Annotated in this window: 21 protein-coding genes; 14 read left to right on the top strand and 7 right to left on the bottom strand. The window is 54.1% G+C overall.

Annotation, left to right across the window (positions count from 1 at the left end; all coding sequences use genetic code 11):
- Together flhB and QO005_RS16490 are read left to right on the top strand one after the other, a co-directional pair.
- Complete coding sequence (flhB, locus tag QO005_RS16495; protein ID WP_307159159.1) at positions 1-1,092, top strand: flagellar biosynthesis protein FlhB; 1,092 nt, start codon at positions 1-3, stop codon at positions 1,090-1,092.
- Positions 1,093-1,097: 5 nt separating this feature from the next.
- Entirely contained in the window at positions 1,098-1,541 is a 444-nt protein-coding gene (locus tag QO005_RS16490; RefSeq protein ID WP_307159158.1) for a BspJ family T4SS effector nucleomodulin, read from the top strand.
- A gap of 192 nt (positions 1,542-1,733) precedes the next feature.
- On the opposite strand, the gene QO005_RS16485 is transcribed toward QO005_RS16490, so the two are convergent.
- Positions 1,734-2,579, bottom strand: coding sequence for a DUF6030 family protein (locus tag QO005_RS16485; protein WP_307159157.1), 846 nt, complete (start codon positions 2,577-2,579; stop codon positions 1,734-1,736).
- A gap of 242 nt (positions 2,580-2,821) precedes the next feature.
- Between QO005_RS16485 and QO005_RS16480 the strand changes: the two genes are divergently transcribed.
- From QO005_RS16480 to QO005_RS16445, 8 genes are all read left to right on the top strand, one after another.
- On the top strand, positions 2,822-4,801 hold the full coding sequence (locus tag QO005_RS16480; RefSeq protein WP_307159156.1) for a methyl-accepting chemotaxis protein: 1,980 nt from the start codon (positions 2,822-2,824) through the stop codon (positions 4,799-4,801).
- Positions 4,802-6,264: 1,463 nt separating this feature from the next.
- On the top strand, positions 6,265-7,656 hold the full coding sequence (locus QO005_RS16475) for a 3'-5' exonuclease (protein WP_307159155.1): 1,392 nt from the start codon (positions 6,265-6,267) through the stop codon (positions 7,654-7,656).
- Positions 7,653-8,357, top strand: a complete 705-nt coding sequence (locus tag QO005_RS16470; RefSeq protein ID WP_307159154.1) for a DarT ssDNA thymidine ADP-ribosyltransferase family protein — start codon at positions 7,653-7,655, stop codon at positions 8,355-8,357. The genes QO005_RS16475 and QO005_RS16470 overlap by 4 nt, the downstream gene beginning before the upstream one ends.
- Positions 8,358-10,094, top strand: coding sequence for an ADP-ribosylglycohydrolase family protein (locus QO005_RS16465; protein WP_307159153.1), 1,737 nt, complete (start codon positions 8,358-8,360; stop codon positions 10,092-10,094).
- A 377-nt stretch (positions 10,095-10,471) separates the two neighbouring features.
- Positions 10,472-12,058 (top strand): DUF6119 family protein, encoded by a 1,587-nt coding sequence (locus tag QO005_RS16460; protein WP_307159152.1) that lies wholly within the window; start codon positions 10,472-10,474, stop codon positions 12,056-12,058.
- A 106-nt stretch (positions 12,059-12,164) separates the two neighbouring features.
- A complete protein-coding gene (locus tag QO005_RS16455; RefSeq protein ID WP_307159151.1) occupies positions 12,165-12,764 on the top strand; it encodes a hypothetical protein in 600 nt (199 codons plus the stop codon).
- Positions 12,765-12,969: 205 nt separating this feature from the next.
- Complete coding sequence (locus QO005_RS16450; protein WP_307159150.1) at positions 12,970-13,539, top strand: tyrosine-type recombinase/integrase; 570 nt, start codon at positions 12,970-12,972, stop codon at positions 13,537-13,539.
- Positions 13,540-13,547: 8 nt separating this feature from the next.
- Positions 13,548-14,384 (top strand): hypothetical protein, encoded by an 837-nt coding sequence (locus QO005_RS16445; RefSeq protein ID WP_307159149.1) that lies wholly within the window; start codon positions 13,548-13,550, stop codon positions 14,382-14,384.
- Here QO005_RS16445 and QO005_RS16440 read toward each other — a convergent pair.
- Positions 14,322-14,753 carry a DUF6626 family protein gene (locus QO005_RS16440; protein WP_307159148.1) on the bottom strand — a complete coding sequence of 144 codons (432 nt, stop codon included), beginning with the start codon at positions 14,751-14,753 and terminating at the stop codon, positions 14,322-14,324. The genes QO005_RS16445 and QO005_RS16440 overlap by 63 nt on opposite strands.
- Positions 14,754-14,871: 118 nt before the next feature.
- On the opposite strand from QO005_RS16440, the gene QO005_RS16435 reads away from it, so the two are divergent.
- The 4 genes from QO005_RS16435 to QO005_RS16420 all read left to right on the top strand — a co-directional run bounded on the left by QO005_RS16435 (position 14,872) and on the right by QO005_RS16420 (position 18,246).
- Entirely contained in the window at positions 14,872-15,339 is a 468-nt protein-coding gene (locus tag QO005_RS16435) for a hypothetical protein (protein ID WP_307159146.1), read from the top strand.
- A 357-nt stretch (positions 15,340-15,696) separates the two neighbouring features.
- Positions 15,697-16,680, top strand: coding sequence for a hypothetical protein (locus QO005_RS16430; RefSeq protein WP_307159145.1), 984 nt, complete (start codon positions 15,697-15,699; stop codon positions 16,678-16,680).
- Between the two features lie 79 nt (positions 16,681-16,759).
- Positions 16,760-17,515 carry a hypothetical protein gene (locus QO005_RS16425; protein WP_307159144.1) on the top strand — a complete coding sequence of 252 codons (756 nt, stop codon included), beginning with the start codon at positions 16,760-16,762 and terminating at the stop codon, positions 17,513-17,515.
- 65 nt (positions 17,516-17,580) lie between these two features.
- Positions 17,581-18,246, top strand: coding sequence for an AAA family ATPase (locus QO005_RS16420; RefSeq protein WP_307159143.1), 666 nt, complete (start codon positions 17,581-17,583; stop codon positions 18,244-18,246).
- 3 nt (positions 18,247-18,249) lie between these two features.
- On the opposite strand, the gene QO005_RS16415 is transcribed toward QO005_RS16420, so the two are convergent.
- From QO005_RS16415 to QO005_RS16395, 5 genes are all read right to left on the bottom strand, one after another.
- A complete protein-coding gene (locus QO005_RS16415; RefSeq protein WP_307159142.1) occupies positions 18,250-19,011 on the bottom strand; it encodes a DUF2958 domain-containing protein in 762 nt (253 codons plus the stop codon).
- A gap of 341 nt (positions 19,012-19,352) precedes the next feature.
- On the bottom strand, positions 19,353-19,799 hold the full coding sequence (locus tag QO005_RS16410) for a hypothetical protein (protein ID WP_307159141.1): 447 nt from the start codon (positions 19,797-19,799) through the stop codon (positions 19,353-19,355).
- A 91-nt stretch (positions 19,800-19,890) separates the two neighbouring features.
- Positions 19,891-20,946 (bottom strand): helix-turn-helix domain-containing protein, encoded by a 1,056-nt coding sequence (locus tag QO005_RS16405; protein WP_234633305.1) that lies wholly within the window; start codon positions 20,944-20,946, stop codon positions 19,891-19,893.
- 4 nt (positions 20,947-20,950) lie between these two features.
- Entirely contained in the window at positions 20,951-21,592 is a 642-nt protein-coding gene (locus tag QO005_RS16400) for a hypothetical protein (protein WP_307159140.1), read from the bottom strand.
- Positions 21,593-21,757: 165 nt separating this feature from the next.
- Entirely contained in the window at positions 21,758-23,074 is a 1,317-nt protein-coding gene (locus tag QO005_RS16395; RefSeq protein ID WP_307159139.1) for a tyrosine-type recombinase/integrase, read from the bottom strand.
- Positions 23,075-23,265: the final 191 nt, after the last annotated feature.

The raw sequence follows: 23,265 nt of genomic DNA, 5'->3' as shown, positions 1-23,265 counted from the left end.
ATGGCGGAAGACGGCGACGACGACCAGGACAGTAAAACAGAAAACCCGACAGAGAAAAAACTTCGGGACGCGGCGGAAAAGGGCAATATCCCGATTTCGCGCGAAGCGCCGCTGTTTGCGGCCATGCTGGCCTTCTACATCTATGTCGTGTTCTTCCTGCCGCAGGCGGCCGCCTCCATGGCGGCGACCCTCAAGGATCTCTTCGAGCAGCCGGACCAGTGGCGGCTGACCACCCCCACCGACGTGCTTTCCTTGTTCACCTATCTCGGCTGGAAGATGGCCGCCGTCCTGGCGCCGATCCTGTTGCTTCTGATGGGCTTTGGCCTCACGCAATCCTTCGCCCAGCATCTGCCGGGCTTTGTGCTGGACCGCATCCAGCCGAAATTCGAGCGAATCAGTCTGGTGAAGGGCCTGGGACGGATGTTTTCCGTGCCGGGCATGGTGGAGTTCGGCAAATCGCTCTTCAAGATCATTGCCGTCTCGGTCATCATGTTCCTGTCGATGCGCGGACAATATTTCGGCGCGCTGGACGCGATGTTTTCCGATCCGCAGGTCATTTTCGTCAAACTGTCAGCCATCATCCGCGAGATGGTGATCATTCTCCTTCTTTCCACCGGGCTTCTGGCGGCGGTCGACATTCTCTGGCAGCGATACCACTGGTATCAGCAGATGCGCATGACCAAGCAGGAAGTGAAGGAGGAAAACAAGCAGACCCAGGGCGACCCGATCATCAAGTCCCGCCAGCGCTCCGCCCAGCGCGACCGCGCCCGCCGGCGCATGATCCAGAACGTGCCGCGCGCCACGCTGGTCATTACCAACCCCACGCACTATGCCGTGGCGCTGCGCTATGTGCGTGAGGAAATGCAGGCGCCGATGGTGATCGCCAAGGGCCAGGACCTGATTGCCCTGAAAATCCGCGAAATTGCCCAGGAAAACAATATCCCGATTTTTGAGGATCCGCCCCTGGCCCGCTCCATGTTTGCGCAAGTCTCGGTGGATAGTGTCATTCCACCAGTATTTTACAAGGCCGTCGCAGAACTGGTGCAGAGACTTTACGCTGCGGAGGCCAAGAAAAAGAGGCGGATACGCTAAAAGACATGAGAAAATGCGAATATACAACAGCCCGCGAAAAGATTGTTGCCGAAGCTATTAGTCCTGTCGCCTCTGAGTTGCGGCTGCTTGATGCGGCCGACCTGATTTCGCTTATCCGGTTCGAGTTTTTCGGCAATCTCTCCGATCTTGTCTCTTCCGCAGCAGAGTTATACTTCCATCCGGGCACCGTGAATTTCGGCTCCGGCGGAAACTATAAGCTGGAGTGGGGCGACGTTCCGGAAGTCGTGCTGGATCTGGAAATAAAGCCGAGGGATGTCACCGTCTACGCCCAGTTGACGCTGACCAATGACTACGCAGGACTGGAGATCAACCATATCTCCTTCCTCAATCCCTCGGAAGATCCAGAGGAAAACACGGCGTTTCTCGAAAGAAGTCTCGCGGAGGCACGTTTTGTGCCCAGCCGTTCCCAGCCCAGCCTTGCGGCTTGATCACGCTTTGCGGTGAAACCGCTCACGATCTTGAAAAACGGCGGCCCTGTGCCGCCGTTTTCGTGTCTCTACAGCGCCGTGCGCCATACATGGCGCACAAAGGTTCGCTGTAACGCTTTACATCTGCTGCATAATTTTATCCTTAAATCGATTCCGATTTAAGGAATTATGCAGTAGGCTTCCTTGAAAAATTCAGGGCCGCAACGGCCAGAGCGAGGTTTCACGGTGCGGCGGCGCAAGCGTGGGTCTGGCCTGGAGAATGGCGCGGGTGCGGCGATCCAGTTCGCCATCGTCCTCCAGCATCATCGATATATTGTAGCGGTGCGGCCCCATGAACTCCTTGGTCATCTTGAAACCAATGCCAAAGTGATTGACCTCCACCGGATCGAGCCGCCGCATGCGGGCCACCGTATCGGCAAAATCCAGCCAGCCGGTCTTTTTCAACATCAGATCCAGCGCAGCATCGAAACGCCTGCGCACCTCGCCGCTTTCGCCGGGCTCCACGATCTTCAGGCGGATCTGCACGATCTGTCCTGACGAATCACCCCGGACCACCATGAAGAAGGAGGGTGGATCGGCATCTGGCCGCGGTGCCGCCTCGGTTTTTTCGCTGATGCATTCAAAAGCGCCCTGCTCGAAAGCGCTTCGGTTCCAGCCACCATTGGCAAGGCCCACCGCCTGCATATCCGCGCAGAAATCCGCCCCCCGCAGCCTGAAGCGCCGCAGGAACACCGCCCGCTCAAGAAGCGGCGGCGGTTTGAAAATGCCCGCAGGCACCCGCACCGAGAGCGGCGGCAACCGGCGGCCGCGCAAAGCAACCGGCTCATCCTCCACCTGAGGGGCCGAGAAAGAGAGAGGGAGATAAGCCAGCAAGGCCTTCAAATGCCGCTGATCGTTGGCCAGCAGCACCGTCAGCGTCAGTCCCAAAAGCATGACCAGCAACAGCGCGACAAATACCACCCTGCCGCCACGGCGGCTGCCACGGTCAGACCGAGGGTCTCCCGGCCCAGGCTTGGGCTGTCCAGCATCAGGCAGCATGATTGTAAGGCAACTCCAGCAAACGGCCTGTCATAAAGCATTTTCGGCAAAAGGGGGAACCGGATTCTCTGGCGGATAAGCGCCTGAACCTCGAACAACTTGCGATTGGCGATTGCTCATGCCGAGACTGCAACTGCAAAATCCCATAAATATTCAAGGTTACCTAATGCATATACATCTTATTAAGCGCTTCATCATATACAGGAGCAGACAACAGATTTACGTCCTCATGGGAGAGAGACATGAAGAATATCCCGATTATCGGCAAATTCCTGTCGATTATGGCTCTGTTCGGCCTGTTTGCGCTCGGCGTTGCCGGCTACGCCAGCATGAAAATTACCGACATTGACCAAGCCTACAGCAATCTGCTGGATAAGGAAGCAAAGGCTTCTATTTTCATGGCCCGCTCAAACCGTTCCCTTCAGGGTGCTCGTGCTGCACTCGGTGACCTGCTGATGTCCCGAACGCAGGAAGGAAACGATAAGGCCATGAAGGAATACACCTCATCCCGCGATAATTTTGCCAAATTTATGGACACCGCCATCCAGGCCCTTCCGGCCAACACGAATATTCCCGTCCTCAAGGCCGACGGGCTGAAATTGCTGAACGACACCTGCGCCAACGCTTTCGCTCTTGCTACAAACGCAACCACGGAAGCAGATGTCGCGGCATCCCAGGCAGTTTTCTTGAAAGAGTGCCAGCCGGGATTTTCCGCACTTGCACCTAGGTTTACCAATACGACTACCGAAGTGATTGAGACAACAAGCCAACGCAGCGATGAGCTGAGTGCCGACGCCATCACCACGAAGCAGATCACCGTTGCTGGGGTTATTGCCGGGATGATTCTGGTCATGACCATCGGCTTCTTCGCCATCCGCTCCTGGCTGGTGATGCCGATCCGTGCTCTTGCCGGAACCATGGAACGACTGGCAGGCGGCGATCTCAATACCAATGTCGATGGCGCCGAGCGCCGCGATGAAGTGGGCAGCATGGCGCGTGCTGTTCAGGTCTTCAAGGACAACGGCCTGAAGGCACGCGAACTCGAACGCGAGGCGGAAAACCAGCGCAATCTGAGCGAAGCCGAACGGGCTCGCGTGGCGGAAATGGATCGTCAGCGCGCCGAAGCCATGGCGGAAGCCACCAGCGGTCTTGCCCAGGGCCTGAAGCTTCTCTCGCAGGGCGATCTGACGGTCCGGCTCTCCAAGTCGTTCGCCTCGGAATTCGAAGGTCTGCGCTCGGACTTCAACGCCACCGTGGAACAGCTTTCCGAAACCATGAGCGCCGTTGCCCTGGCCACCGGCTCCATCGATGGCGGCTCGCGTGAAATCAGCTCCAGCGCCAACGATCTTTCCAAGCGGACCGAGCAGCAGGCTGCGGCGCTGGAAGAGACGGCTGCCGCGCTGGATCAGATCACCACCAATGTCTCGAACTCCTCCAAGCGGACGGAAGAGGCTCGTTCGGTGGCCGTACAGGCCAACCAGTCGGCCCGCCAGTCCGGCGAAGTGGTGGCAAATGCCGTCAACGCCATGCAGCGCATCGAGCAGTCTTCCAACCAGATCTCCAACATCATTGGTGTGATTGACGAGATCGCCTTCCAGACCAACCTGCTGGCGCTGAATGCCGGCGTGGAAGCGGCCCGTGCCGGTGAAGCCGGTAAAGGTTTCGCGGTCGTGGCCCAGGAAGTGCGCGAACTTGCCCAGCGCTCCGCCCAGGCCGCGAAGGAGATCAAGGACCTCATTCGCAACTCGGCAGAGGAAGTGGAAAGCGGCGTCAAGCTGGTGACGGCAACGGGCGAGGCGCTCAAGGTGATCGAGAGCCATGTGGTTTCGATCAACACGCAGCTGGACGCCATCGCCACCTCGGCCCGCGAACAGGCCACCGGTCTTGCGGAAGTCAACACCGCCGTCAACCAGATGGACCAGACCACCCAGCAGAACGCCGCGATGGTGGAAGAAACCACGGCCGCCAGCGCCAGCCTCGCTTCCGAAGCCACCCGCCTGCGCGAACTGGTCAGCCAGTTCAAGCTGGAAGGCCGCGCCGTCAGCACGCCCAGCAGCTCCCCGGCCCGCGCCAGCTCCGCAACCGAACCGGCCAGAAAACCCGCCTCCGCCGCCACCGGCTCCAAGCCGGTTGCCTCCCCGGCCCGCCGCATGGTCGGCCAGGTGGCCAAAGCCCTCGGCATCAACGCCGCCGCCAAGGGCGAGGAGTGGGAAGAGTTCTGAGAACCGCGCAGCTCTTGAACGCCTTCAGCCCGCGGAGCAATCCGCGGGCTTTTCATGTGCTTGGCAAGCACAGTAACGGGATGCGAAAACATGTTGCGGCTTATCAGCATCATGCCACGTGCTTTAAGCTTTTGTTTTTCCGCATTTCCGAACGGAAAACCGCTGCACACTTTTGCGCGACATGCTTGAGAGCCTTGCAAACCATGCCTCAGCCACCAATGCGACCTAACGGCGAGTTTCGGCTAAACCGATCATAAACTTTGAAAACGAAATGGTGCCCGGAGGCGGATTTGAACCACCGACACGCGGATTTTCAATTGGCCGAAGTATGCGATAACCCATTGTTATAAAGGCCGTATACATCACTGTGCGCTAGAACTGCGCTAGTGTCCGACCCATGGCCATTTTTACTCAGCAATGATTTTGCAGCGGGCGAGGAGCAATTCACGCCGACTTTCTCTGCCTGCCAAAGCGGCCGCTGCGCCTGCTACGAACCGCCCCCTTAAACGTTAGAGTTAAGTCCGTCCCCAATATTAGCCGCCACCTCTTCTCTGGTTAGACCAGCGTCCATTCTGATCGATAAAGTCGGCTTTACTGGGAATGATGGAATATAAGACGTCTTGCCAGCATCTTCGACATCATTTTTATATGAGATACCAGCTATACCTCTCTCTTGCATTAAGCCCGTAAGCTTTTTAGCAATCAGTTTTTCGTGATGCTCACCTTTTTTCCTTAGCATTATTAGGTCGTACGAACTGCATTAACTTCCGGCATCCTTGACAGCTCGTATGGCTTCTCTCGCCTCGCTGGTTACACTTTTCCATGCAGCCTCTGACGCGGCAGCATCACCGATTTTCTTAAAATAGTCATGGAGCATAATTGCGACTGCCGAAATACCTGGCCAACCCACATCTCCAACGTCGATAAAATTTGAAACGTCGAACCGCGCACCATACACCCATGCAGACTGGATAAGTCGATCTGCTTTATTCTGGGCGAACAATCTATCGAGCGCTGCCGGGCAAGTGTTCCATAATGACTAAAGGGTCGGAGGAAATCGATTGGTTGAGCATACAAGGAGGCATGGAACAACATCATCTAATTCTTCCCAGTGGTACGCTGCGTCTTATCCGATTACATGCTGACAACGTTGCCAAATTAGAACGGTTCGTGGAGACTGGAAAGACGGCATGACATTGCTTCAATAACGCGAACTCGCTTACGAATTTTTAAATAAAAAGTGACTTCGTTAAAACATTGTAAAAAGTGATCGGAAATCTCAATGCGCTGGGATGCCCTACCTGAGCCTCTCTTACTCCCCCGAAGAAACTGAAAAAAGGTCCTGCGCGAGCCACAAGCTTCAGCACAACCATATCTAGTGGATATATCTTATCACTCGCTTGACGGTGGCCAGTATTCCGGTGAACCTGCCTTAAAATAAAGTATCGAGGTCTTGAACAGCCGTGCCGTTTCCCACACCCGTTGAGCGACAACGTGAAGTCGTTTGCCTAGCAGCCAAAGGCCACCAAGTCATTTTAGGGACAGCCGGAAGTGGCAAAACAACAATGGCGATTTTGCGCGCAGCGCAATTGGCCGACCCCGAATTGCCCGAACATGGGCCGGTGCTGCTTCTCACGTTTAACAAAGCGCTCGGCGGATACATCCGGAAGATCTCCGAAGGGAGGCTGCGGAACGTAAAAGTCGAACACTACCATTTGTTTGCTCGCGGCTATCTCAATTCACGAGGCTTGATGAGTTACAATGCCATTGTCAGTCCCACGGTGCGTCGTTCACTAATCGCGCAAGCGGTAACTGAGGTGAAGGCTCGATATAAGCCCCACCCATTTTTCGAGCGGACCAGTAATTTCTTCGATACCGAAGTCGGCTGGATAGCGAAAAACGGAATAACTGATGCAGACACGTATTTCAAAGCAGAGCGGATAGGCCGCGGCGAGGCACTCGGCGAAAGCTTCAGAAAGATCGTCTGGCAAGTCAGAGATCACTACATAGAGAAACGCAGCGCCCGCGGCTTCCACTACGACTGGGACGACATCAGCATTACGGTCACAGAAGAGCTACGGAAGGATAATCGCCCTCGTTTGTACAAACATATTGTGATCGACGAAGGCCAGGATCTGTCTCCACAAATGCTGCGCTCATTGGCAAGCGCAATCCCAGACGATGGAACCATCACTTTTTTCGGAGATGTTGCTCAGCAGATATATGGGCAGCGCGTATCATGGCGAGCTGCCGGACTACGCCCTCCGAAGATATGGGAATTCAACGAGAATTATCGTAATACTCGCGAAATTGCAGCGCTCGGCCTCGCAGTTGCAAAGATGGATTACTATCGCGATGTCGCCGATATGGTTGCACCAACTGCCCCCAAAGCGGCAGGCGCAAAGCCTACTCTTGTTAAAGTAAAGACGGAAACCGACGAAACAAAGCTAGTCGCCGAGCTAGCCAAGACGATGGCAAAACAACGGTCAGTCGCCGTTTTAGTGCGAACTGTCAATCAGCAAAACGGGCTTAGGCAAGCACTACCACGGACCACTATCAACCTACGAGAAGATGGCAACAGCTGGATCGATGGCCCAGCTCTTTATCTGGGAACTTACCACTCTGCTAAGGGGCTAGAATTCGACGCTGTCCTGCTTCCTTATCTTTCTGATAGTTTGTTTCCAGATCCCGCTCAGGTTGCAGATTTCGGAAAAGATGAAGCAGACGCCAACGATGGCCGCCTACTCTATGTGGGCGTTACGCGTGCAAAAACCGACCTCATCATCACATTCCAGGGTGAGCGTTCAAGCCTCCTGCCACCTAACAACTCGCTCTATACAGAGATTACAAGATGAACCAGAGTATTGCGGACGCTGTATTCGGAAGAGGGATACGGCGACTATGCCACTTCACTCCCAGCCGCAATCTCCAGCACATAGCAGGTGGAGAGATCGGCATTCTAAGTACTTCTAGCCTAAAAGAACAGGAGCGAGCAGCGTATACGGCGACAGACTTAGAACGTCTCGATCAAAAGACAACCCATATCTGCTGCTCTATCGAATACCCCAACGCCTGGTATTTTGACCGCGCTAGAGCCAACGAGAAGCTATTCCTAGACTGGGTGGTGCTGCTGATATCGCCGCATTATCTCGCTGAAGAAGACACCCTGTTTTGCCCGCGTAACGCCGCTGCTAACTATGGGCGGCACATCACCAGCGGATTTGAGGGGTTCAACACTATGTTCGCTGAGCGCGTGACTGGGACGAGGAACGCGACCTACATCAGGAGTGCAAGCCATCTCTCGAGCTGCCCGACCGATCAACAAGCGGAAGTGCTGATCAAGGATCGCGTGCTTTTGAGGGACATAATTGGTGTGGCGGTAGTTAGCGAGGATCAGGCTCGTACAGAGCGGGTGCGTTTGCGGACGAATGGTGTGAACCCAGATCAGTTCCGGTTTGTGATCGCACCCCAAATGTTTAATAAGTACGCCTTAAGCGAGGTCATAACCCGAGGCACAGCCGAGAGCGAATTGCTATATTCGCCTCCAGTGCTGTAGATGACGAAGGACAAGAGATTGAGTACCCCTTCGACAGAAGTTAGTGATGCGAGGCTAGTGGGCGTGTTCCTTGGCGCTGCCCTTGGCGACGCGTTGGGGTGGCCATACGAAAATCGCGCCCGGAATTCCTCATCTAAGGCCGGTGGAACCCTCCGCTTTAGTGATTGGGTAAAGAGATCAGGCGGCAGATTTCAACCGCACGAGGAACTCATACCTGCGGGAAGCTACAGTGACGACACTCAGCTAATTTTAGCGGTTTCTCGAGCAAAGACTACCTCATCGGACTGGTGGCACTACTTCGCCACCGTTGAATTGCCACTTTGGTTGACTTACGAACGTGGCGGCGGGGGCGCAACGCTTCGGGCCGCACGTAGCTGGCTCAAGGGCATCCCACCTTGGGAAAGTGGACCTTCAGAACGCGAACGTTATTTTCAGGCGGGCGGAAACGGCGCAGCAATGAGGATCGCGCCCCATATTTTGAGCAATCTTGGAAAACCCTTCGATAAGGTCGCTGAAGACATTGTTCTAGACAGCGTTGTTACGCATGGGCATCCGCACGCGATCATTGGTGCCCTCGCCTACGGGTTTGCGTTGTGGACCGCCATCCATAATAGCCAGACGCTGGAATACGGTCATTTGTTGCGGGCAGTTCGAGAAAACGTTGGGCTTTGGGGGGTGTGGCGCTCGGTCAGCGCCGTTTGGCCAAATTGGCTACCGATTGCCAACGATTACGGGTTCGAAGCTTCATGGGCGGAAACAGTAGACAGCTTTGCATCGCAAATTGAGGTGGCGACGGAAAGTCTGGAGGCGGGTGCGTTGAGCTTGGACCAAAGCACCTTGGAGGCCCTCGGATGCTTTGACAAAAGAATTCTGGGTGCAGGGACAGTTGCCGCCAGTGCTGCGATCTATCTGGCGTCTCGCTATGCTGCCGGCCCCATGGAAGGCGTCACAGCTGCCGCATTTGCTCGCGGCGCAGATACCGACACGATCGCATCGATGACGGGAGCCTTGTTGGGAGCAATTAATGGCGTCGAATGGTTGGGCTCACTGGGACGTGAGGTTCAAGACTATGAATTTATAGCTGACATGGCTCGTAGCATGCGACGTGCTGCACCGAATGAATTGCGGTATAAGTGGGTAGATAATCGTTATATTGACAGTATACTGACGGATCTGGACAAAGGACGCCCCATTCAAATGCCACCCGGTTTCCCCTCCGTGGCGCGTGAGGTGGATCTGGTCACGACTAATAGTCAAAACTTGAGGGCCCGGTCATGGATCTTGCAGGAACCTCATTTTCAGACAATAGTCATCAAAAAGCTGATCCGCGCTAAACGTGAAACGGCTTCTGAAAAAGATCAGGAAGCGTTCGCCTTCAAAAGCGAAGAACCTAATTCTCCTTCGTGGGAGGCAACTTTCGCTGGAATCGGATTGTACGCTAGTGATATTGCTCAATCGGTAAACTTTTATCATCGCCTTCTGGGTCTGCCAGTGGTTCGACAAACGTCGAAGATGATCCAATTGGGTGAACATTTGGTCCTTAGACCCAGCCCCAATAAAGAAAAAGGTGGATCTGGGACGCTGGTTTACATCCAAGTTAGCGATTTAGGGAACTGCTTCAAAGTCCTAAGAAGTGCAGGTCTTATGCCTTCGGAAATAGAGATAAATGGGAGTAGAAGGTCTCTTACTTGTCTAGACCCCGATGGACGAACTGTTGAAGTTTTTCAACGTTTTTAAAGCTCACAAACCCTTTTAGATGGCGAACCTAAGGAAATGCACATTTTTTGATGTTTTGTCGAAACTGCCGATAGAACTTACCCTGAGACTGGCGGATTGTAGGGACGCGCTTAGCGCAGGTCGCCCGCAGCTACGGCACATCGCCCTGCAAGCAATCCCGCAAAGGTGAACGGCAATGCGTCCACTTTGGTGCGCTTCCTACATAAAACCGAATTCGCCTGCGCGTCATCTACCTCTATTGTGATTAAGCCGAAGGTTTATTGCGTCTTTCGAGCCAAATTCTTGGGGAATTTGCCTTTGGCGCAGAAATTTCCATGAAGGTTTTCTGGTTGATAAGTTAATCTATCCGCTACCTTGGCTTGCAGGAGAGGGTGGAGATGGCAAAGAAGGCGTACTCGTTTCGGCTGTTAAAGCAGCACATTGTCGATCCAGCCGATGCATTGAAAGAGAATAACAAGCTTCAGGAGAAGCAGCTAAACGACGCTCCCGCAAACAAGCGCCTTTTTGCCGGCCAGGCCTATAGCGCGCCGCCAGGATGGATTAGTTTCTTTGCAGAACCTGACCGTGCGCATTTCAATGGATTATTTGGGGGGCAGGCTGCGGCGGTTCTCTTTGTGCATGTCGAATTGCCGATAAATGGTAATCAGGCGCCAGAAACCCGTTGGCTAGCGTTGTGCTTTGGAATGGGCTTTCAAGACCTTCGACCTGAAGCGCTTGAAAGCCAGTTCGGCCTTAGGGTCGCCCTAAACAGATTGGGCAGGGAGCGCATCAAGAGTGTAGATACCAGACGGCCGGAGGACGCGACTATACAGACGCGCTCCCAAAGTAGCCGCGCGGGCGAGATCTTCGATTTCGGGATCGAAATGAACCGGATCATTCTCCAGGCCATTACCGGAAAGTCGGGAGAAGAGGATTTCGGCGGAACCCTTACGGGAGCCGATGGGCTGAAATTAAGCTGCGACACGAGCTATCACCAAATCGACGACAAAGCTCTACAGATAGTAACGTCCTACGGGGAAAACGCATTCGAGGAGGCGTTCCCCTGGTACGGGAAGATTACGCCGATTAGAGACAATGCTCGTATAGGGCAGCTCGAAAATGTGTTGCTAGCTCGTTTGAATGCTGGCTTGATTGATGGCATTCACATGGCACCCCCCGAGATCGTTGACTACCAAAACATCGATCGTTTCAAGTTTTCGGGGTCTGGTCGGGGCGACGGGCATGATGAACTGCGCCTTGGGGACTATCTGAGCCTGTTTAGCAACGAGCGTCCACTTACCCTCACTCATTTGAAGGGCGACAAAGTCAGGGTTGCATCCGACGAGGGGCAGTTCTTTGATCGCTGGACAGTCTTCAAATGCCTATCCGCTGAAATCCACATCGACGGGATCCTTTACATCCTCGCAGCAGATGAATGGTACGCGGTGCGTGACGACTTCGTTGCCGATATTAACGAAGCTATTGCCGCTATTCCAGCCATCGACATAGGCCTGCCAGCCTATGTTCCGGGTGAAAGAGAAGGTGATTACAATGAGCGCGCCGTCGAAGGTAGAAATGATCTATTCCTTTACGATAAAAACCTTGTGGCGTTCGAGGGGGAACGTGGTCGGGTCGAGTTCTGCGATTTGCTTGCCGCGAACAGAGACCTGATCCACGTCAAACGGAGAAGTAGGTCGCAGACCCTCAGTCACCTCTTCATGCAAGGGCACGTCTCGGCTGAAGCGTTTCTCGACTATCCTGCCCTGCGCGATCAGATACGTGCCGCAATGCCGGATGTTGGGCTGCTAGTTCCCGCAGAACGCCCGGACCCAGGACAATATCGGGTTGTTTATGCCTTACTTCATGAAGGTAACGCCACGTTGCCGTTTTTCAGCAAAGTCGCTCTTTCGACTATCAGCAAGCAGCTGCGACGCATGAACTACCGTGTGGCATTGTCTTGGATCGGGCCTGTAATGGCGATGTGATGCGGCGACATGAAGCTGCAAACAATCCATTCACGCAAATCGAGAAAAACAGTGGTGGCTTTAAGCCATATTGAGATGCTGAGACCTTCAGGAAGGGACTAAGGGTATGGCCTGCAATGGGAACAACCACGCTGATGATTGCCAATGCAACTTCGGAAAAGGTGGGCGCGCCACAAGCAAAAATTTTGTTTGGAAAGGCTGGAAAGCTCAGTCCATACGAAGTTACTTCAACGGCCCGAATGCTTCTTGTCCAGAGTGTCGCAAAGCTGTTTTCTATATTCCTTTTAAAGCCGGTGGTGGCGCTTATTTTGACGCCTTTGGCCCACCGTGGCCAAAGCATCCTTGCACAAACATCCCTCCGCAGTATTCGCCATATACGGCATCAGGCAAGCCTAGATTGCGAACCTTGCCGACGAGCTTTGAGAGAGATGGCTGGGTTCCGTTCATCGCGCGAAATGTCGAGATATTGGCCGGAGGTACTATAATCCATGGCGTCGGACTGGAAAATCCAACGACATTCCATTTCGGCACTCTGATGGACTTGACGATCGACTTGACGCGGCCTGTATTCGTTCGGCTCTTGCCTGGTAATCGAGCGCAGATGGATTTCTTTCCTATCGACCGGACCGAACCATCAACCATCGACGTATTTCCTGACTGCCTCAATGATTTGGACCTCCTATTGCTTCGCACGCAAAAGCAGTAGCCCAGCTTTACAAGCGGCTTTTCCGGTTCAGTTCCTTGCCTCAGATGGGACATCACAAAATACAAATTTTCTGAGTTTTGCGGCCTCAAAGGTGCTGACGCCTTGATCCCGCAGAACAATTTTCCCGCCTGAACCAGCGCTCGCCCTTTCTGCTCATCGGCAACATAAGGAATGGCATGGAAACAATGCCTTTTGTGGGGTTTGGATGAAACAGGCTCGGGTTTTGACGGATGCAGAATTCAAGCGGCTGCTGGCCGTGGTGGCGCAGATGAAGCATGCGGGGCGTAATCGGCTGGCGCTGATGCTTTCGCATTTCGCCGGGCTACGGGTGGGGGAAATCGCCGCCCTGACCGCCCGCGATGTGTTTGACGGCGAAGGTCAGGTTCGCGAGCAATTGCGGCTTCGTGCGGAAATCACCAAAGGCGGCCAAGCTCGCACTGTCTTTCTAAATGAAAGGCTGCGCCGCGAGATCGAGCGTTACGGACTGGATCGGCCCGAAGTTCAAGGCGCTGACGCACCGCTGCTCCTGACGCAGAAGCGTTCGCCGTTTTCCGCAAACACGCTCTGCCAGTTGATGGGGCAGATTTACAAGCTGGCCGGGCTTGAAGGGGCGACGTCACATAGCGGTCGCCGGTGGTTCATTACGCGACTTGCACACTCCGGCGTAAGCCCAAAGGTCATCATGACGCTCGCCGGCCATCGGAACCTGACCACCACTCAACGCTATATCGATGTGCGGGACGACATGATGAAAGCCGCCGTCGATTTGCTGTGAGGTCGAACATGCTTCATTTGATCGCTTTCATATTGGTCGTTTTGTCCACGTGGGTAGGCGGTGGCTCGTACTCCCACATGTTCGGCTCTTTTTATATCGTTATCCTCGTGGTGATCGTAGCCATTGGCGTCGTCGCGATCCGTGTTTCGGTGTGGGCGGGACTTGGCGCGTATTCCTGGCTGATCTTCTGTGCGCTAATCGGGTTCTCGTATGTTTTCGGAGCAACCTTCCGTTTCTGGGCGCTCGACCTTCCCACATACAAGCTTACCGAAAACGTCCCGATCAGGGTGGAAATCTTACGCAACGAAGGACAGGTGACCGGCTCTGTTCGCATCACGAACATGGGCAAAGACCCGATGCTTGCCGCTGGCGTGGCCTGTCGCATTTTTTATGATAACCGGGAGCCGGTGGCCAAGTTATTCACCGGCGGCTTTGGCAGGTTGGCGCAACTGGACACTGGGTATGGCGCTACCACGCTTGTGGTGACACCATCGGATTTCAGACAGAACCGCAGCGACCCGAACCTGATGCAGTGTTGGGCAACCGATGCCACCTTCGTCAAGCCATTGCCCTTCAAACTTGAGCTTCGCTTTGAACGCAATACCAAAGATGGCAGAACTGATTTCTACGTTACCAACAGCGATCAGGTGCCGCTCAAAAACATCCAGTTCAATTGCGTTAACGACAAGGATCAGTCGATAAAAGTTGATGCCTATCCCGCGTACCAGCCGAACGGTTTTAGCGAGACGATTGTAGCGGTGGGAAAAGCCGTAAAATTTGTATCAGACAGCTCGGTCTGGAAGTTCCGGAGATGCCGCGTTTCGAACGCGACAAAGGCGGATTGAGTTCAGCATGGGCCGGAACGTGGACAGCCAAGCACGAGCACAAATTCCCTGCGTTGGTTTGTCCGCCGACAGCCGTTCGTGCATCAACTGAGCAACCAGCTTCCGTTGATATTGCTGAGCACGGCATCGCAGATGCTCTGCCTCAAGCTCCTTAATGCGATGGTCTGCCGACTCCTGATCAAGTTCAAGACGTTCCAGCAGCGCATGGAATACAGCCTCCGGCACATGACGCTCCCGCGCACTCATAGACGTCAGATAACTTGGACCTTTACCTAAAAGCTGGGTGGAGAACTCCACCTTGCTCTGCACCAATCCCGCCTCCGATAGCCGCTGATACAGTGTCTCAAGCAACTCGATATTCAATCCCATGACGTCCTCCGCTCCAGAAGAAAAACTTTAATCCCAGCGCGCGGCATCGTGCTGCTGAGACATAAATAACTGAGTTATTTATCAAAATTTGCTGCTGGAACAGCAGCACGGAGGTGGCATGATACAGAACAATTGGGAACGGCGTCAACAACTGCGAGACGCATATATTACGCTGGCTAAGCAGATCGAGCCAAATGCATACGTCACCCTGGCGACGAACGACACCGGTGAAATACCGGAGATGACGCGGCTCATTGGCAAGTTTTGCGGCATGATGGATCGCGAAATCTGCGGACACAAGTTCCATACATACTCTGCCGATAAAAGGACCAACGGAATTTTTGTAATTGAGCACACGAAGACGAACATTCATGCTCACGGGTTGCTTAGGTTTCCAGACAGCCCGACGGTTGACCTTCCGGTCCTGACTGCACGTAAATGGAATATTTTGACGAAGGCGGGCACCACAGATTTTAAGCCGATCTACGATGCTGCTGGCGTCGCTGGCTATTGCACCAAGGAAATGGCGAACTTTTCGTTCGACGGCGATCAGGTCGTCGTTGCCAGCCAGTTTATAAGCCATTGAATTATAGATACGCGTAAACCCGTGTGGCCACGCCTACGTTGCATTTGCGCGCATTGCATATCTCTAACGTTCCTGCTGCTTCAAACGAGCGGCAAATGGAATTCTACCAACAGATGATAAGGTTCAATGGAACCGAAAATAACTTCTAACGAAGATATCGAGCATGGCATGTTTGAAGACGGCAGTTGCTCAAACATCAATACATTCGAAAATCCCTCCCAATGATCCATCCGGATCGAAACTTCCCCCAAATTAAATGACCTCGCAGCTCGGCTCTAACTTGGTGTTAGCGGGGTAGCACGTAACGTTGACAGCGATTTCTCCGTGTAACACGAAAAATTAGCAAAGCCTGATGTGATGAACGCAACACCTTCCATCTTCGATATGGTTCGACGTGCTCGCCTCGTGCGTCGGGCATTCCGTATAGACACTAGCTCAGAAATCTCTGAGAACACGGCTGAATTTCACGAACGGCTTTGGCCTATCCGCAGTTTAAAGAACGACGACAGCGGATATTTTCTTGATATTTTCGTTCCGGACCCCTTCGAAACGGACCCCGCCGAGATTAGGCGCCAGCACTCGTTGGAGACAATGACCCTTGTTTGGTTCAAACTTCTCACACCGGATTTCGACGAAGCAAAGTTGCGTGAGAATGCAGCGGCCTATGGACGCGGTGTTCGCCTCACTACCGCAGAGCGCGATGCCCTCCGCAAGCTTACGCACACAGATGCGGAAGGGTTGAAACGCGACGGCCTCTTGCCATCCGAGCGCCGCCGGTACGAAAGCTTGTCCTCCTTCGAGAAGAACCGCTTTGACTTCCCCATCAGCGCAGAGACCCTGGAACATAATGCGCATCTCACACGGGTGAAGAGAGCTAAGTTCTTTAAGGATTACGACGAGGGTCTATTAGAAGATGGCGATCCGAACCACACTCGGTTGATACGCTATCGCACACGGTGGCGGCGTGATCATCTTGTAGCCGCATGTGCGATGATCGAGGATATTGCTGATTGGATCGATGAGCAGATTGCTTTGCCGCCCAATCGTCGCGACAAGGACCTCGATATTCTGCAAACGCGTTACGCTCGCGATGAATTGCCGGAAACGCGAAGCGTGGCGGTGACACGCAGGGAAAGTGCTTGGCTCGCCGTGGCCGTCACCACGGCCGAACAAGTCTCTAACGGCAGCGCGAAGCATGAAGCGCGCCCGCAAGTCGCCATGAACGCGCTCACAGCCTTCGGGAAATACGAATTGGCCAAGAAACGGGCCATAAAAAGCAAGATCTGGTCAGAGACGACTTCCCGGAAATCCCGTAACATATTGATTTCAAGTCTTTTATAGCTGTCCAATCGAACGGCTAATTCCCCGCTGCCAGCCTAAAAATGTCCTTGTAATTCACGCCAGACACAAGGAGTTTCCCATGGCTATAATCACCCTCGACAAGATCACCAGCAAGGCGATCAAGACCGCCCTTACTGAGGCGGACAAACACGTTCAGACCTATTTGGACAACCTGCGTAAGGCGAACAAGTCGCTCTATGTGGCGATACAGGACGCTTACCGTCTGAGCCAGTCCCACGACAAGGTTGCTCTGCACAAGGCCGCAAAGGAAGTCGGCATCAAGTTGCAAACGCTTGCGACGGGTGAGCTTGCGGCCGCCAAGTTGGTGTTCCGCAATGCTGATACGTCCAAGGCCAGCGCGTACAGTGCAGTGATGATCAAGGGTGCGGCGTTGAAGATTAGCGTGGATGATTTCGCCAAGTGGATTGAGGACAGCCACGGCGTCGAGGCCATTCGGCGTGCTGACTACGAAGAACTCAGCAAGCAGAACAAGACCGACAAGGCCGCGGCCATCGCCAAGGCGAACAAGGCCATGGCGGGCGAGCACAATGATGCCTTCATCATTCCTCGACCGAAGGAGAGTGCATGGGCGCTTCCGGTGCATTCCAACTCCAAAAAGGCTGTTTGGTTTGTAGCCGAACGCGCCAACGGCGACTTCGAAGTGGTTGCGGTTCAGACCGGAAAGGGTGCTATCGACGCAATGACCAAGCGTGTCGGTGAAGCGCTGTCAAACCCGATAAACGTCAAGGACTTCACGGTTATCTTGAGGCCAACGACGCCGAACACCGACGAACAGGACGCAGCCAAGGATCGTCTCGCCGGCAAGTCCGAGTGAGCTGAGACGCGATGGTGGCTTTCAACCACCATCGAGCCCATTCCCGTACATTGAGGAATTTTACCATGACAATCACCTTGTCTTCGCTCATGTCGAAGTACGAGCCCAAGAAGCTTGCCGACTACACGACATTCAACCTCAAGACGTTGACCGTCATTCACGGCTATCCCCAGGGTACGCTTACGCGTCCGTTGTTGCTGGTCGGTCCCGCTGGCAGCGGCAAGACGCAGCTTGCCAAGTTGCTCGCCGCCGAGGTTATCCCTGATATGACGCCCTATGACATTCGTTTTGTCGATGCAGCGGAAGACCCAAGTGCCAAGGCGATCAAGAGCATCGGCCAGACCGTGCACACATTCGCACGCAATTCGCAGAACCTGCGCGTGGTGATATTAGATGAGGCCCACGAATTCACTGCACAGGCGATGGCTTCGCTCAAGGGGCTGATGACCAAGTTCCCATCATTGGACAAGGGGGTGTTCTTCATCCTGACGACGAACCACCTGAGTGGAATAAGCGATCCTGTCCGCGACCGCTGCCTTATCCTCGAAGTTCCCGCGACAACTGTGGACGACGTATTGCCGATGGCTTGCCGCGTTCTTGATGGTGAAGGTATTGCCTACGCTTTCGAGGACCTCCGCACCGCGCTGACTAAGGATAGCAGTGGCCTCGCTACGTTCCGTGATATGTGGGGTGTCATCGAAGATATCATCACACGCAGAAGCATGCCGTGATCTTCATGTGGGGGAATAGTCCCCATAAATTGAGCGATCTCGCAGATTAGATAGTGCCGGGTTTTCCCGGCACTCTTGCTCAAAGATCCGGCGAATGATCTCCGAAGATGGCGGGATTGCGAGCCGTGGCACGTTGCCTACGAGAGGCAGGCTGAAGAGCTCAAGCTCTTCGACAATTCGCCCTGTCTTTGCCGCGGCCTTGATATACGCGGTGATCGGGAATGCCGCTGTAAATGTCTCGTCGTGCACAAGGTCGATGCCAAGCATCGGGCGTAAGGCCATGATGTCAGCAATCCATAACGGCTGGAACACAGGCATGCCGTCTGCAAGGTTGTGCAGAGCATCCACGGCGTGACCGCAAAATCGGCTGCGGGTCAGCAGCATGACGGATTGCCCGTTGGGATCGTAGAGGCGGGCAACCGGGGGGAAATCAGCGTTCGGTCGCGCGTGCCAATACAGGCGGCGCATCAAGGTTCTTGGAAAGACGTGTTGATATCGGCCCGGCCTATCCATTCGCTGAACGTTGACTGTCTTGCCCTCACTCAACGCAAACAACATGATCGCCCGCCATGACAACGGCGACATAAAGCTCCGGCTATGAACCACCCTGTCAATCTCGTAAGTGAGGTTGAGCGCGGATCGCTTTGCACTCTGCTTATAGAAGGGCAAGCTCCCGACATGCAGCTCGGTTTTGAACAGCAGGGCGAGATCGATTTGCGCCTGCGTAGGCTCCTTGCTCTGATCATTGCTTAAACGGTTCTGCATCTGGTCTCCGCTTGGCTGCGGCGGAAACAAACTTCCAGATCGCGCAGAGGGCAAGCGATGACCTGGTGGGGGTAAAGGCAAAGCTCATGTGTCGGCGTGGCGTGGCCAGTATTCGATCGTGATGACGAAAGTCGGATGAGCAGGCGCGTGCACCGGGTGCTGTCGTACAGACACGCAGACATATCAAGGAGCGCGACCAAGGGTGGAAGTGCTGCTGTGCAACGTTCCAACCGAAACGCTAGCCGTTGACGCTCCATTGGAGCGGGAGGCAGAAACACGAACCCCATGAGATGGATACCATCTCATGGGGTTCGGCAGTATGCCTCAAAAGATCGCGCTGCTTACTTCGCCTTGCGCAGCATCTGGCCGCGTTCTACGGCAGCGGCCGTAAGCTGCGCATCAAGTTCGCCAGCCCGAACGGCTTCCACGAGCGTGTCAATGACCTTTGGCAGCGCCGCCATATCGCCTACCTCAACTGCGTTCTTATCCTTCGCGAACTCGATGGGCTTCCCGGCGTAGCGGGTAGCAAAAAATACCTTGCCGCTAGCATCGCAGAACCAGCCCTGCCGGACACGCTTCAGCGTTTCCACCTCAACGCGCTGCCCTTCGGTATTCTTGCGACGAACGATATGCATCGGAGTAAAAGCCTGACCGGCGATCTTCGCTTCGGCCATTTGCTTCTGCTCTACCAGCGTTGCGATCATTTTCTCCCGCGCACGCTGCACCGGATCAACGGTCGCGCGAACCGGAACTGCGGAGGCAAGCTTGAGAGCCTTGAGATGCGACATGCTGTGTCCTTTCTGAAACCGTTAAACGTGTTTCCTGGATACAGCCGTCTACCAGAAGGGCGAGCAAAGAGTTTCGCCGCCGATACGCGAATTAAAGCAAGCGTAAACGTTCTTTACTGTCGTTGCGTAATGGTGGTGATGGATCGACTGTGAGGCCGAACAGCAGATCCTCAATTTCTTCAGCAGGTATGAAAAGATCACGCGCGATATGATTTTTTGATACGCCTTGCTTCCAGAGATCTTTAAGTACCATTTCCCACACCGCAGATTTTTCGTGTGGCAAACCATCAGGCTCAGCAGAGCGATAACGGCGATTGATTTGGACATACTGCCACTCCGTCAACCGCCCCAGCTTGTTGAGCCGATAAGCAAGTGCAACCGCTGCAACTCCCCAACGCTTTTTAGCTCTTATTATCTGCTCGACACTGCTGACATAGGGAATATGAGACACCAAGTCGTCATGAGGCATGAGAAAAGCTGACGCGAAGGCGTTCGCCTCATTTTCGGCCTCACGCCCCTGCGGCCCTCCGTGCTTGTGCATTACGAGATGCCCAAGCTCATGAGCGGCGTCAAAGCGGCTTCGTTCTGCCGATTTGAATGTGTTCAAGAACACGAAGGCTTCGTTGTCCCGCCAACAGGAAAACGCATCAACTTTCTTTGTTTCCTCGGCAAGCGAAAAGACCCTGACGCCTTTAGTCTCAAGCAACTTGATCATATTGCCGATTGGTTTCTCGCCGATCGCCCAGTGCTGTCTCAAAAGTCGTGCAGCTTTGCCAGGGTCTCGCTCATGACTGAGATCAATAAGATCGATGGGCGGCAAATCGTATCTTTGCTTGACCCATTCTAAAACGGCAAACGCCAACACACCTGCTGAAAGCGCAGCGTCCCTTTCCCTCGCGCTCATTGACGTCAAGCTGCGAAAACTCGCAGCCTGAACATCAATCGGGTTCACATCATCGAGAAAGAAGAAATCACGGGGATATTTCAACGCCCTTGCTAGCGCATCTATGGTGCTATCGTCAGGCGTTTGCTGAGCATTGACAATGCGAGACAAAGTGACAGGTGCGATGCCAGCCAATTCTGCCAACGCCTTCGCTGTCACTCGCCGTCGTTGTCTAGCAAGTTCCAACCTTGTGAAATTGAACATTTTCCTACTTGCGGCGGATTACGGGTTCGAACTCAACACCGTCCGGCTCAATGTCTCCCTTCACACGAACATTTTCCCACTCACCCTGGCGGATGATGAAAATACGTTCTTCAAACTGCCGGAAATTTCCGTTCGAAACCCCAGCAGCTTTTGAAAGCTCTGCACGCACATCTTCACCGTTGACGGACACGCAGAGAAACCAAACGCCGGACGGCGGAGCCGTTACAGGCTCGAATGTCACTGCGTCAAGCTCACCGTCAGCAAAAAGGCTCCCTTGAGCCTGATCAATGGCCCGCTCTGCCCCACTGCCTTTCCCCGAAATTGCCTGCGGCACGTGCTTCTCGTCACACGCAACATCAACGCTCTGATAGATCACTTTGAGATTGCGATCGGGGTGTCGAACCGCTTCGATGTTTTCTCTCCGCTCATGCCGCCAGCCTTTGGAGCGGAAAAGAGCGCGAGTGTTGCGAGTGCCATGAATGTAGGCAAACAGACCGGCGGCGGTTATCGGGTCATCATCAACGGCGTCTGCACGAGCACCAACAACTTCCCTGACGACGTTGATCAACTCCTCGCGGCTGGCATCAAATGCCGACAGGCGCGTGTTGATTTCAATTTCGTCGACGTAAAGATGGGTGGCGACCATATGACCCTCGATAATTTTCTCGACCTCATTTGTGCTCGAAAAAATTATCGCCGTCAATGGAGTAAGCCAAAATTCACTCTAAAAACAACCGTCAAGCCCCAGCAACATTGGCACTGACAAGCGTGAGCGCTCCGCTTCTGCGGCCACTTGAGCCGCAAGTATCAATCACCACTCCTTGTGATCGGGCCTCAACTGATCCTTCCGACGTTCGGTGCTGACCTGACCATAATGCTTGTCGATCATTGCGATCGACGTCCTCGTATTTCGAGCAATGTCATAGACATCGACGCCCCGAGCGATCATCTCCGAGATGTAATAGTGCCGTAGGGAATAGGTCGTGCGGGCCACGCCGCGAAAATCCTTTTGCAAATTGCAGACCTTCAGTAATTCGGCGAAGCCTTTCTTGAAGCTCTGAATGCGCTGGCCCTGATGGTCAGCGAAAACAGGATCATCGTCACGCGGTTCGCGCCCGACTTCCCGCTCGAAAGCATCCCAGAGCGCATGAAGCCAGGGAATGACGGACAGTTGCGGGACAACTGCGCCGTGCTTGCCTTTGCCCTGCACTTGAAAGCGAACATCCTGATCTTCCAGCTTACCTTGTCGTGCGGAGCGAAAGCCCACAACATGGCCCCAGTTGAGGTTTTTGAGCTCCGTTGGGCGCATGCCGGTGCCAGATGCGATTTCGATATGAGCGTGCAGTTTCAACCTGTCGGAGATGACATGCAGGTTCTGCCGGAATTGTCGCCATACCCTACCATCTTTGCCACGAATCAATTTTCCCTGCCCACTGTGATCGGGATAGATGCGTTGCAAACTGGCGCTGATAAGCGTTTCGAATTCTTCCGGGGTGAAGCTCGGGCGACTATTATCAACGCGCTTTCGGACTTTGATATCTGGGATATCGAGCTTGCCGCAATACCCCCACTTCAGCGCCTGCTGAAATAACGCCCGCACGATAGTCAATTCCCCACGCTGCCGACTTAACGTCGGCACCTCGTGGCGAGCTGAACGGCGCAGGACTTTTCCGCCGCGCTCATAGCGAATGAAATCGATCTCCTTACCTGGGCCAGAAACCCAATAATTACGACGCCATTCTACATAGCGCTCGATATCCGGTTCACGGATCGTGTCGATGGGCTTGTTACCGAAGAAGCCGACAAGATAGCGACGAATAACCGGCGGCCAGTCGCGGGAATGATATTCGCTGCGGTCGTTACGCTCGCTCTCGACAACAACAAGCTTGATGAACTCCTCGGCCACTTCCGCAAACGGCCGAACGACTGCGGTGAACCCATTCTTCACCCGGTAGTTCGCCTCGCTCCATATCTGGTAGGCCCGATGATGTGCCTCATCGTAATTGTCGGTCTCAAGGCTCTTCCTGATCTGCTTGCCTCCGGCTGAAAACCGCACAGACCAGATAACGCCACCAGGGCGCTGAAAGAGGGTAAAGGGCTGGTTGGTCTGCTTCGCGCGCTGCAACATGACGCTCTCCGAAATCGGTTACGTTGCTAGCACGCCTGCGTTAAAGCTGCGCAAATCCGTGCGTGAGTAGGCACGGCAAGCCTTGATCGGAAAGAGCAATTTCGCGGGGTGTGCTAGACGTGCGCTAGCGTATTTCCAGCAAAAGCAGGATCAAAGATTTTTTAAAAAAACCAATTAATTTAAAGGCTTAA

Origin of the sequence: Allorhizobium paknamense, from assembly GCF_030815125.1 — a bacterium.
GTDB lineage: Bacteria > Pseudomonadota > Alphaproteobacteria > Rhizobiales > Rhizobiaceae > Allorhizobium > Allorhizobium paknamense.
This window is presented reverse-complemented; position numbering and strand designations above follow the sequence as displayed.

What these genes read in the sequence shown, in the direction of transcription:
- QO005_RS16430 (WP_307159145.1), top strand. Translation starts at nt 15,697, where the DNA reads ATGAACGCAACACCTTCCATCTTCGATATGGTTCGACGTGCTCGCCTC.
- QO005_RS16465 (WP_307159153.1), top strand. Translation starts at nt 8,358, where the DNA reads ATGACGAAGGACAAGAGATTGAGTACCCCTTCGACAGAAGTTAGTGAT.
- QO005_RS16415 (WP_307159142.1), bottom strand. Translation starts at nt 19,011, where the DNA reads ATGCAGAACCGTTTAAGCAATGATCAGAGCAAGGAGCCTACGCAGGCG.
- QO005_RS16440 (WP_307159148.1), bottom strand. Translation starts at nt 14,753, where the DNA reads ATGGGATTGAATATCGAGTTGCTTGAGACACTGTATCAGCGGCTATCG.
- QO005_RS16470 (WP_307159154.1), top strand. Translation starts at nt 7,653, where the DNA reads ATGAACCAGAGTATTGCGGACGCTGTATTCGGAAGAGGGATACGGCGA.
- QO005_RS16480 (WP_307159156.1), top strand. Translation starts at nt 2,822, where the DNA reads ATGAAGAATATCCCGATTATCGGCAAATTCCTGTCGATTATGGCTCTG.
- QO005_RS16490 (WP_307159158.1), top strand. Translation starts at nt 1,098, where the DNA reads ATGAGAAAATGCGAATATACAACAGCCCGCGAAAAGATTGTTGCCGAA.
- QO005_RS16400 (WP_307159140.1), bottom strand. Translation starts at nt 21,592, where the DNA reads ATGGTCGCCACCCATCTTTACGTCGACGAAATTGAAATCAACACGCGC.
- QO005_RS16485 (WP_307159157.1), bottom strand. Translation starts at nt 2,579, where the DNA reads ATGCTGCCTGATGCTGGACAGCCCAAGCCTGGGCCGGGAGACCCTCGG.
- QO005_RS16425 (WP_307159144.1), top strand. Translation starts at nt 16,760, where the DNA reads ATGGCTATAATCACCCTCGACAAGATCACCAGCAAGGCGATCAAGACC.
- QO005_RS16445 (WP_307159149.1), top strand. Translation starts at nt 13,548, where the DNA reads ATGCTTCATTTGATCGCTTTCATATTGGTCGTTTTGTCCACGTGGGTA.
- QO005_RS16455 (WP_307159151.1), top strand. Translation starts at nt 12,165, where the DNA reads ATGGCCTGCAATGGGAACAACCACGCTGATGATTGCCAATGCAACTTC.
- QO005_RS16435 (WP_307159146.1), top strand. Translation starts at nt 14,872, where the DNA reads ATGATACAGAACAATTGGGAACGGCGTCAACAACTGCGAGACGCATAT.
- QO005_RS16395 (WP_307159139.1), bottom strand. Translation starts at nt 23,074, where the DNA reads ATGTTGCAGCGCGCGAAGCAGACCAACCAGCCCTTTACCCTCTTTCAG.
- QO005_RS16450 (WP_307159150.1), top strand. Translation starts at nt 12,970, where the DNA reads ATGAAACAGGCTCGGGTTTTGACGGATGCAGAATTCAAGCGGCTGCTG.
- QO005_RS16405 (WP_234633305.1), bottom strand. Translation starts at nt 20,946, where the DNA reads ATGTTCAATTTCACAAGGTTGGAACTTGCTAGACAACGACGGCGAGTG.
- QO005_RS16410 (WP_307159141.1), bottom strand. Translation starts at nt 19,799, where the DNA reads ATGTCGCATCTCAAGGCTCTCAAGCTTGCCTCCGCAGTTCCGGTTCGC.
- flhB (WP_307159159.1), top strand. Translation starts at nt 1, where the DNA reads ATGGCGGAAGACGGCGACGACGACCAGGACAGTAAAACAGAAAACCCG.
- QO005_RS16460 (WP_307159152.1), top strand. Translation starts at nt 10,472, where the DNA reads ATGGCAAAGAAGGCGTACTCGTTTCGGCTGTTAAAGCAGCACATTGTC.
- QO005_RS16420 (WP_307159143.1), top strand. Translation starts at nt 17,581, where the DNA reads ATGACAATCACCTTGTCTTCGCTCATGTCGAAGTACGAGCCCAAGAAG.